Annotated in this window: 13 protein-coding genes and 1 pseudogene; 12 read left to right on the plus strand and 2 right to left on the minus strand. The window is 43.8% G+C overall.

Annotated elements, in window-relative coordinates; translation table 11 throughout:
• Positions 1-712 precede the first annotated feature (712 nt).
• Together F6K20_RS10930 and F6K20_RS10935 are read left to right on the plus strand one after the other, a co-directional pair.
• Complete coding sequence (locus F6K20_RS10930; RefSeq protein WP_009148782.1) at positions 713-1,384, plus strand: sigma-70 family RNA polymerase sigma factor; 672 nt, start codon at positions 713-715, stop codon at positions 1,382-1,384.
• A 191-nt stretch (positions 1,385-1,575) separates the two neighbouring features.
• Positions 1,576-1,839, plus strand: a complete 264-nt coding sequence (locus F6K20_RS10935) for a hypothetical protein (RefSeq protein WP_009148780.1) — start codon at positions 1,576-1,578, stop codon at positions 1,837-1,839.
• Positions 1,840-1,904: 65 nt separating this feature from the next.
• On the opposite strand, the gene F6K20_RS10940 is transcribed toward F6K20_RS10935, so the two are convergent.
• On the minus strand, positions 1,905-2,123 hold the full coding sequence (locus tag F6K20_RS10940; protein WP_009148778.1) for a hypothetical protein: 219 nt from the start codon (positions 2,121-2,123) through the stop codon (positions 1,905-1,907).
• A gap of 62 nt (positions 2,124-2,185) precedes the next feature.
• Between F6K20_RS10940 and rpmH the strand changes: the two genes are divergently transcribed.
• The 10 genes and pseudogenes from rpmH (at position 2,186) to F6K20_RS10985 (ending at position 9,293) form a co-directional block, all read left to right on the plus strand.
• Positions 2,186-2,323 carry a 50S ribosomal protein L34 gene (gene rpmH / locus F6K20_RS10945; RefSeq protein ID WP_044494288.1) on the plus strand — a complete coding sequence of 46 codons (138 nt, stop codon included), beginning with the start codon at positions 2,186-2,188 and terminating at the stop codon, positions 2,321-2,323.
• A gap of 127 nt (positions 2,324-2,450) precedes the next feature.
• Positions 2,451-2,858 (plus strand): ribonuclease P protein component, encoded by a 408-nt coding sequence (gene rnpA / locus F6K20_RS10950; protein WP_009148776.1) that lies wholly within the window; start codon positions 2,451-2,453, stop codon positions 2,856-2,858.
• On the plus strand, positions 2,848-3,243 hold the full coding sequence (locus F6K20_RS10955) for a PH domain-containing protein (RefSeq protein ID WP_009148774.1): 396 nt from the start codon (positions 2,848-2,850) through the stop codon (positions 3,241-3,243). Before rnpA ends, F6K20_RS10955 begins: the two co-directional genes overlap by 11 nt.
• Before the next feature lie 208 nt (positions 3,244-3,451).
• Positions 3,452-4,621 carry a membrane protein insertase YidC gene (gene yidC, locus F6K20_RS10960; RefSeq protein WP_009148772.1) on the plus strand — a complete coding sequence of 390 codons (1,170 nt, stop codon included), beginning with the start codon at positions 3,452-3,454 and terminating at the stop codon, positions 4,619-4,621.
• A gap of 12 nt (positions 4,622-4,633) precedes the next feature.
• Positions 4,634-5,026 (plus strand): RNA-binding protein, encoded by a 393-nt coding sequence (locus F6K20_RS10965; protein ID WP_353736748.1) that lies wholly within the window; start codon positions 4,634-4,636, stop codon positions 5,024-5,026.
• Positions 5,027-5,038: 12 nt separating this feature from the next.
• Positions 5,039-5,128: pseudogene (locus F6K20_RS39900) on the plus strand (R3H domain-containing nucleic acid-binding protein); the annotation flags it as partial.
• A 316-nt stretch (positions 5,129-5,444) separates the two neighbouring features.
• The gene (locus F6K20_RS10970) at positions 5,445-5,960 is read left to right on the plus strand and encodes a YceD family protein (RefSeq protein WP_287249885.1); all 516 of its coding nucleotides are present in this window, start codon (positions 5,445-5,447) and stop codon (positions 5,958-5,960) included.
• Between the two features lie 447 nt (positions 5,961-6,407).
• Entirely contained in the window at positions 6,408-7,922 is a 1,515-nt protein-coding gene (locus F6K20_RS10975; protein ID WP_009148765.1) for a Ycf46 family AAA ATPase, read from the plus strand.
• 526 nt (positions 7,923-8,448) lie between these two features.
• On the plus strand, positions 8,449-8,916 hold the full coding sequence (locus tag F6K20_RS10980) for an SH3 domain-containing protein (RefSeq protein WP_009148763.1): 468 nt from the start codon (positions 8,449-8,451) through the stop codon (positions 8,914-8,916).
• A 200-nt stretch (positions 8,917-9,116) separates the two neighbouring features.
• Complete coding sequence (locus F6K20_RS10985; RefSeq protein ID WP_009148761.1) at positions 9,117-9,293, plus strand: hypothetical protein; 177 nt, start codon at positions 9,117-9,119, stop codon at positions 9,291-9,293.
• 56 nt (positions 9,294-9,349) lie between these two features.
• On the opposite strand, the gene F6K20_RS10990 is transcribed toward F6K20_RS10985, so the two are convergent.
• On the minus strand, positions 9,350-10,088 hold a 739-nt coding region (locus tag F6K20_RS10990; RefSeq protein WP_287294660.1), incomplete at its 5' end, for an SH3 domain-containing protein.

Here is a 10,088-nt window from a genome sequence, read left to right on the forward strand (position 1 = left end):
TGAAAAAGATAGCGACCGTTGATCATATAGACTGTGGTGATAGCTCCGATGGCGCAGATCAGGACTCCACAGAGCGGTAAGGAAATTTGCCAAACTGGGAAGTTGTACTTACTTGGTTTTTTCTGTTGATTCTTTAACATAGTGATTGAACACTTAGAGACGACTGGTTAAATAGCCACGATTTCCTCTTGAGTGCCTGCCTAGACGCTACAAACTATCCAGCAGGCTTTCACTCAGAGTAGAATTCCTACCCCAACAGGACTTACGCATTTGCCCCCTAAATCCCCCGAGCGAGCAATCCCTCGCTCGGGGGACTTTGACATCATTACCCCCCAAAATTGGGGGGCTAGGGGGGCTATATCAACTTAACCGCGTAAGTCCTGCCCAAAGAATTTTTGCGCAAAATTAGTACGCATGTTCTTTCAATCGCTACTAGCAGCTTTAGAGTCTGATCACCAGGCTATATATTAATGTGCCTGTTCAAGGATTCTGTGACATTGACTGGCTCATTGCTCTAGAGGTGCTGCTCTTCAAAATTAAAGCACCCTGTTTTTTTGGAAATTTTCCCGAGAGGGTGTCACACTTTCTGACAGTTCTGCACATATATATAGAGGAACATTGATACGGATATCGATTATGCGAATTTACACTCCTATTGCAAAAAATGATCAAAACACTAAACCAGACATAATTATTCGAGGATATATAATAAATGAAGGAAAATTTTGACCAAGCGTTTCAACCTTTATCCAAAAAAAAATCTTTATCAATTTATTATAGGCTGATTGTAAAAAATTCTCAAATTTGCTCTGGGCAAAAACTTTTTGTTTTTTTGATTATAGCCTGCGTAAAGCAAACTTGGGATAATACTTCATTTATCAACGGAATAAAGTCCAAACTACGCCAATTTAATTTACCGGATTACCAAATATACGAGGTGATTACTGAAACCTATTTACGGGGAATAAAACTGCTAGAATCTGGCGAAGAGATTGAAAAACCTAGAGCCTGGATCAGGAGGACTTCATTCAATGTCATCCGTGAAATGAGCAGGAAACAAAAAAATAAACAAAAAAAAGAAAAGTCATGGGATGCTAATTTTAAAGAACATCAAATAGCACTAGAAGACAGCAATAGTCTCGACTCAGAAAACTCTGAGGAGGAAAACTTCAAGCTGTTGGAGCTAGCTCTTCAAAAGTTAGAGCCAAAGGACAACAAGCTAATCGTGTTACGGCACATAAAAGGCTTATCTTGGAAACAAGTAGTAAACCATCTAGCTTCTAAGGGAGAAGATATTACTGAGGCGTCTGCCAGACAGCGAGGTAATCGTGCCCTAAAGCGTTTGCGCAAAATATTTTTTGAGCTTAAGAAGCATAATCAGTAAACAAAATATTATGATTAACTATAGCTAATTATGGTGCGGAAACCGCTTGGGGTAATTCCTTCATTGATTGCCCCAATCTTCCTTTATTAATTAAATAATTAATATATATTTTTTAAAATATTTTTATTTATTAAATAATAAATTACTAATAAATATTTATTTACAAATGAAAAAAAGTTAAGTTGAAAATAATGAGTATAATTAACCAAAAAAATAGTAAGTTATCAGAAGAATATCGCCAGCTAATAGCTCTTCCGTTTTTGTCTGAATTAGATGCAAATCGGATGGCAGAAATCCTAGAGCTAGCTAATCTTGATGAATCCCTTAACTCCTTAATTGAGGAAATTGAAATGACCGACTATTTAAAACTAGAAAAGTGGAATCAAGGTCTTCGGAATTTACTCAACGTGGTTTCCACAGAGGAGCCATCCCCTAATACAGCATTCCAGGACTAAACCATCTGAAGGGGTGTAAGCATTCAGCGGTCAGCTATCAGTTATCAGCCATCAGCCATCAGCCGTCAGCCATCAGTGGTCAGTGGCACAGGCTTCGACGCTGTGATGCTTCGACGCTGTGACGCTTCGACGCTGTGACCTAACTCATAAACTGATAACTGATAGCTGATAGCTGATAGCTGATAGCTGATAGCTGATAGCTGATAGCTGATAGCTGATAGCTGATAACTGATAGCTGATAGATTGCCTTGATAGATCACCCCTTGACATGGTATGATCAACAATCAGCTATAGTTGGCAATCAATCCTTTATAGTATTCGTACATAGTATTCCTCCAGCAAACCCATGACTCAACGCACTCTAGGCGGGACCAACCGTAAGCAAAAAAGAAAATCCGGTTTTCGTGCCCGGATGCGCACCAAAGATGGTCGCAATGTGATTAGAGCTCGCAGAAGCAAGGGACGGCGTCGTCTCTCGGTCTAGTCATCTAAGCATTGATGCCGACCTGCTGCAAGTGAAAGGTAAAAGGTTAAGAAACAGCCATTTCCCGTGGCTCTTCTGCCTTTATCCTGCTCAAGGAATTGACAAAATCAAGGATTAAAGTTAAGTATTGGGATTGCCTCAAGCCAATCGACTTAAGCACTGGCGAGATTTTAAGACAGTTTATCGCTGGGGTATTCGTCGTTCAGGGCGTTACCTAACATTACGGGGTTTACAACAGAGTACTATTGCCCCGATTGCCAAAGAAACCATTGCGCCAGAAAAATCCCTACCAGACAATCCCCCTCCCTCTCGTCTTGGCATCTCCATCAGCCAAAAAGTCAGTAAGAAAGCAGTTGTTAGAAATCGGATTAAGCGGCAAATTCGATCCGCCCTCAGGCAATTATTACCACGCCTATCCCCCGGTTGGAAACTAGTATTTATAGTAAAACCAGAAGCCAGAGAGTGCGAATATGCACAACTTTTGAGAGAATTAGAAAAGTTGTTGGTAAAAGCAGAGGTGTTGGATGGGCATTAGAGAAGATGTATTTTATGAGGGTGGTCCTCACCGGGGAGATCTGATCATTAGCATATTGTTGGCATTTACGATTATATTCATACCTCTAACCGTAGCTGCTATTGTCCGGGCTCTATGGCTACGGTATCGGATTACCAGCCGCCGGATATCAATAACTGGGGGTTGGCGGGGACGCGATCGCTCAGATGTGATCTATTCTGAAGTTTCAAAGATTGCCACAGTTCCCCGTGGTATAGGAACTTGGGGAGATATTGTCGTTACCCTAAAAGATGGTAGCCGTTTGGAAATGCGGGCAATACCCCGCTTTAGAGAAATTTACGACTACATTGCCGAACGAGCAGCAGACAAAACAGGCAAAGCGGTTAGTGCCATCAAAATGATGTAGACAGAACATTGAAAAGAAAACCTTGACATCGGTCACTTGCCCTGATCTAGTCTTCCCTTTCCTACATCTGGCCACCTAAATCGGCTAAACTGCTTGATGTAATTAGATCTACCTGATAAATGTCGGAAACCCGAACCGCATAGGGACGGAGATTAGTTACATTAGACACAGAAAACTTTACAATAGCGCCTAGGTTAACGTCAAACGAATGGACTTTGGTATCGGATTTATCTCCAACAACATCATGCTGCCAATCCTGGATTTCTTTTACGGGATTGTGCCTAGCTATGGTTTAGCCATAATAGCCTTGACCCTGGTAATTCGCTTTGCCCTCTTCCCTCTTAATGCTGGCTCCATTCGCAACATGAGGCGCATGAAAGTCACCCAACCCCTGATGAAGAAGGAGCAAGAAGCAATAAAAGAGCGCTACAAGGATGACCCGGCTAAACAGCAGGAAGAAATGAGTAAGCTGTTCCAAAAGTTTGGCAACCCCCTAGCCGGTTGTTTGCCACTGTTGGTACAAATGCCGGTTCTGTTTGCCCTATTTGCGACCTTGCGGGGATCACCTTTTGCAAACATTAACTACGACGTCAACTTACAAATTTTTCCCCAAGAACAGCTGGAATATATCCAGCCTAAAGTCTTTACCACCAAACCCCAAAATATTTACATTACCGATGGCTTACATGAACCAGTCATCGCCCTACTTCCGGCAGGAAATAAGCTGGTAGTTGGGGAAAAAACCAGAGTAGAGTTTCAAACTGTTGAAGGTCAACCCTTAAACCAACTAATTGCTCAGCATCCAGAAACCGATATCAGTCCCACTTGGCAAATAGTCAACGGAGAGGACCGCTTACGTATTCTTGAGGACGGTACACTAGAAGCCCTGATGCCTGGAGAGGTAAAGCTTCAGGGAACCTTACCGGGAATAGCTGCAAACAAAGGCTTTCTATTTATTGATGCTTTAGGAAGAGTGGGTGCTTTTGATGACGATGGCACTATCCACTGGGATATCGTAGGGATGATTCTCTTCTTTGGGATCAGTTTGTACGTCAACCAGCTGTTGTCTGGTTCAGGTGCAGGTTCCGGGCAAGCCGGTGACCAGCAAAAGGCAGTGAATCAGATTACTCCAGTATTGTTTTCTGGCATGTTCTTATTCTTTCCCCTGCCAGCTGGGGTATTGATGTATATTGTTGTAGCTAATATATTTCAAACTATCCAGACTTTCATTCTATCGAGAGAACCTCTGCCAGAGAATTTGCAAGAAATAGTTGAGCAGCAGGAAAAAGAGGCAAAAAGACAAGCAGCTAAGTCTGGAGAGGGTCGAGAGGCATTACCTTTTGAGCCCAAGCGTTCAAAGAAAAAGGCATCAAGTTAGCATCAAGTTAGTATGATAAATCAACATCAGGAGCGTGGTAAAGAGTGGTTAGAAGAACTCCTGCGATTATCTCGATTGCCCGCCAGTATAGAGGTAGCTGATGGTGAAGCTCCTCTAGGAGAGCGACCCAGCTACTGGTTGACAATCGATAATAGTCAACTGACCTCGAAAGACACTCAAACTTTAATTGGTCGGGAAGGGGAAGTTATCGATTCTATCCAGTACTTAGCAAATTCCCTCCTTAACTTGGGTCATGATGAGCAGGAACAAGCCGTTTACGTCATCGATATAGATAGCTATCGAGCCAGACGGCAAGTGGAACTTCAAGCGATCGCTGAACACGCTGCGATGAAAGTCCGTCAGACCGGGAAAGAATTTGAATTGAAATCCCTATCTGCAGCATAGCGGCGTCAAGTCCATACCCTATTCAAGGCTTTTGAGGATCTAGAAACTCTGAGTCGAGGGCAAGAGCCAGACCGACGACTGGTGGTGCGTCGCAGGTATTGACAGATTCAGGATTTTCACCCTCTCACGGCTGATTGTACTTGGGATTATTCCCACCACCTGACTAACATAATGCATTAACTCTATATAACAATTTAAGTCTATAAATGGTCGCTTTTTGCTGAGTCAGGACTTACGCGCTTAAGTGGATTTAGCCCCCCTAGCCCCCCAATATTGGGGGGTAATGATGTCAAAGTCCCCCGAGCGAGGGATTGCTCGCTCGGGGGATTTAGGGGGCAAATGGGTAAGTCCTATGAGTGTTTGAGAAGCTCAAGGTTAACCATCAACGCTTAACAGTCAACTGCAAAGGATAAGCATTATGGAGGCTATATATATTCCTGAGTTGCTCAAATTACCAGAGCAAAGAGAAGTAACTCCGGTCAATCAATTCTTGGTGGATTTACCGACACTGACCCCAGTTCGAGGTCAAGTGCAAGTGGCTCATCAAGGCAATTACCTGGAGGTCTGTGCTCAAGCAGAAACGATCATTACCTTGACTTGTCACCGCTGCTTAAAACAGTACAACCACCGCCTAAGCATCGATACATCCGAATTAGTTTGGTTAGCTTCCTCAGCTGACCAACTCTCGGATGAATCCCTAGAGGAGGAGATAACGTGGGATGATTTACAAGAAACCCTTCCAGCTCAGGGGTATTTTTATCCAGACACTTGGTTATACGAACAACTATGTCTGGCAATTCCGCCACGGCAGCTGTGTGACCAAGAATGTATAGGTATCCAGATTAACGATAACAGTGAAGCACAGTTACGGGATCAACTACGGGATCAACGTTGGGGCGCTCTAGAATCCCTGAAGAGAAAACTTCCTGGATAGTGAGTTGCCTGGTAGTATAATGCTGAAGGGGAAATCGGTCAGAGAGTTACTAGCAGCAGAGCCGTTATCCAAGTTTCTTGGAAATAAAAATGCTATGTTCAAAGTTTAATTATTTTTTTATAGTATTTATTGTTTGAGTAATTGGCTCTTATATAAAAATCCGTGTAGGAATTGTCATAATTTTTGACGCTATATTCCCGTCTTGATGCAGTCGCTCATGGGGGGAACCACGGCAGTCGCTCATGGTTTGAAGTTACCGTAAGACAGGCTCGCCTTAATCAATAAGTTTTAACCCTTTTTTGCATAACCTACCAACCATAAAGGCTCAACTGTCTAAGGTTTCGTCTCCGGGGGACCCCCAAGACCGCGCTGCCTCCCCAAGACCGCGCTGCATCGCTACTCCCTGCTCCCTGTTCCCTATTCCCTGTTCCCTGTTCCCTTTGCTATATGAATTTCAATGACGAGTTTGAGCTTCTGCTACGTGCTCGCTATCCTTTGTTATATATTCCCACTCTAGAAGAAGAGCGAGTAGAAACAGCGATCAAGCAATCAGCTAAACGTTTGGGTAATCGTGGTGTCTATATCTGGGATTTTGTAGATGGTTACCAGGGAAACCCTAATGATATCGGCTTTGGACGCCGCAACCCCTTACAAGCCTTAGAATTTGTAGATAGAATTGGCGAAAGTGCTGCTGCCATCTTTGTATTAAGAGATTTTCACCGATTCTTAGAAGATGTATCAGTTGCTCGTAAACTCAGAAATCTGGCACGTACCCTCAAATCCCAGCCTAAGAATATAGTTATCGTTACCCCCCAAGTGTCGGTTCCCTCGGATTTAACCGAAGTCCTGACAGTGCTCGAATTCCCCTTACCAACCGCATCGGAAATTAAAGCTGAGGTGAAACGTTTGTTGGGGGCAACCGGACAAACCCTAACTGAAAAAATCATTGATGAGCTGGTGCGGTCGGCTCTTGGTCTTTCCTTAGAAAGGATTCGTCGGGTCCTAGCTCGTGGGATTGCCTCTAATAATGCCATCCAACCTTCAGATGTGGAACTAATTTTAGAAGAAAAGCGTCAATCCATTAGGCAAACCCAGATCCTAGAGTTCTACCCAACCCAAGAAAAAATTTCCGACATCGGTGGCTTAGACAACCTTAAAGACTGGCTACTGCGACGGGGTGGAGCATTTACAGAACAGGCGCGACAATACGGGTTACCTCATCCTCGAGGATTACTATTAGCGGGGATTCAAGGAACTGGGAAATCCTTAACTGCAAAAGCGATCGCAAACCACTGGCACCTACCCCTGCTACGTTTAGATGTCGGTCGTCTATTTGGTGGCTTAGTAGGGGAATCAGAATCCCGTACTAGGCAGATGATTCAGCTAGCCGAAGCTCTCGCGCCCTGCATCCTCTGGATTGATGAAATTGACAAAGCCTTCTCTGGTTTATCCTCTAAAGGGGATGCTGGCACAACCAGTCGTGTCTTTGGTACCTTTATTAGCTGGTTAGCTGAGAAAAAATCCCCAGTGTTTGTGGTCGCTACTGCCAACAATATCCAAGCCTTACCCCCAGAAATGCTTCGTAAGGGTCGATTTGACGAAATCTTTTTTGTTGGTTTGCCCAACCAGGAAGAACGTCGTGCTATTTTTGACCTACACCTATCCCGGCTGCGACCTCATAATCTTAATAGTTACGCTTTAGACCGATTAGCCTACGAAACCCCTGATTTTTCTGGGGCAGAAATTGAGCAGACCCTGATCGAAGCCATGCACATCGGCTTTAGCCAAAACCGAGACTTCACCACAGATGATATTCTCGAAGCCGCTAGCCAAATTATCCCCTTAGCACGCACAGCCCAAGAGCAAATCCAATTCTTACAGGATTGGGCAGCTGCCGGAAAAGCTCGCATGGCTTCTCGCAATAGCCCCTTAAATGATCGCATTCAGCGCCAACTCCAGTAAGTAATCATATATAGTAGTAGTTCTCAATTGGGTGAGCTACTTCATCCTGGGTTAATGGGAGTAGGGAGTAGGGAGTAGGGAGTAGGGAGTAGGGAGTAGGGAGTAGGGAGTAGGGAGTAGCGCTAATAAAATTGACTTGACCTAATAAGTATCAGAAACCCTATAGATTATTTAGATTAATTGAAACTAGATTAATTGTAAATTATATCATGAACTTTTGCTAGAACACCCTAACAACCTGTTAACCTTGGCCAATAGGCACGCGCGTCGCGTTCAACCTTTAACCTGTTAACCTTGACCTTTCGGTCACGCGATCGCGTTCAACCTGTTAACCTTGGCCAATAGGCACGCGCGTCGCGTTCAACCTTGGCCAATAGGCACGCGCGTCGCGTTCAACCTGTTAACCTTCAACCTTTCAACCTAACAACCTCCAACCTTCAGCGTTCAACCTGTTAACCTTCAACCTTTCAACCTTGACCTTTCGGTCACGCGATCGCGTTCAACCTTTATCTTTGAATACTTTCCCATGAATCTTTCCAAGATAGCTCAGTTTATCATTGGTTTTATTCTCGGCATTGGCATCTTAGCAGGTGCTGCTGTTGGTACAGTTTATTACTTCTTTACTAAACTAGCAGTTGAGCCTGAAAAACCAGTTTTTGCTGAGGAGCGACCCAAGAAGTCACCATCACCAAAAGCTCAACCGACCAGTTCATCTGGGCAGTCTAAACCAGCAACTACTCCCAAACCCATTCCTAGTCCTAGTCCTTTACCAAAACTGGAACCGGGTGCTTATCGAGCCAGTGTTACCTGGCCACAGGGGTTGATTCTTCGGGACTCCCCTAGCCTGAACGCTCAACGCATAGGTGGTATTGGCTACAATCAGACCCTGATCATCCTCGGATACAGTGATGATAAGCGATGGCAGAGAGTACGCTTGCCTGGTAGTGACCAAAAAGGTTGGGTTAAAGCAGGTAATGTCAAAAAAATAAACTAATAGTTTCGAGCAACACTCAACACTCAATACTTAACAAGTATTGTTTTTGTTAAGAAAAATAGCTAAATATTAATCTTGATTGCAATATTGCCGATCTAGCTTTAATGCCAGAATCCAGAATGATAGGGTGATGAAACTAACTTTTAACACCATCAAAAAAGTTAAATTTCTGGTTAACTTAATTTCTGGCTAACACGTTTATGTACAACAAAAATACCAATAAAGATCTTTTGGGTGCTGCTGTGACTGCTGCTTTGGGTGCCGGGATTGTCACCTCTTTTGCTGTCAGCCAAGGTCAACACCCAATGATTGCTATAGGAATTACTGCTATGGCTGGCTTAGTTGGTGCCTTGTTACATCAGGCTGACTTAGTATAAATAAAAGTCCTATGATAAGTAATTAACAACTTGCTAGTTATGTGTTTTCTGGTGGGCTAATTGGAACAAACCACAAGATTCTGATCACCCGTAGCAGGAAACCCGTTAGACATCCATCCATTAACAGGATAAGTTATTCTTGCCCACTCGCGCCCTTGGGAGTCCTTGCGAAATTGGTCTTGACGGGAACCGTTGATCAGTTGTACTTCCACTCCATAGGAGACAAGACCTAGTCGAGAAGAGTTAATATTCGGTCCTCTACGGACAGCTATACCATCATTACCTTTATATATAACTTCGCGACAGAGAGATGGTGTTGGATTAGAGCGTACTATTACTCTGTCCTGACAGAACTTTAGATCTTTGGCTCGGACAAATCCAGGAACGGGGGAGTTGATCGCGATCCAACCATTTTTCCTAACCTTGTTTTCGGCCAGAATAACTTCTTCATTAGGCTCTAAGGTTCTGATTGGTTCGATTGATGGCTGTTTGTAGATAAACATTGACTTAGCAGCTTGGCGGCAGAGAGATAGTGTTTGAGTAGGGGTTACTCCTCCTATCCCCGGCGGACAGAACTTGAGATTTTGGGCTTGGACAAATCCACTAATGGGGAAGTTGATCGCAATCCAACCATCTTGGCTAACCTTGTTTTCGGCCAGAATAACTTGTTCATCAGCCTCTAAGGCTCTCATTAGGTTAGAGGTTGATCGCTGTTTGTAGATAAACGTTGACTCAGCAGCGGCGCGACATTTACCCATCAATCCCTGATCCAGTTGAAATTTCCCTTGAGTCTGA

Origin of the sequence: Moorena sp. SIO2C4, from assembly GCF_010672485.1 — a bacterium.
In the GTDB taxonomy this organism is placed as follows: Bacteria; Cyanobacteriota; Cyanobacteriia; order Cyanobacteriales; family Coleofasciculaceae; genus Moorena; species Moorena producens.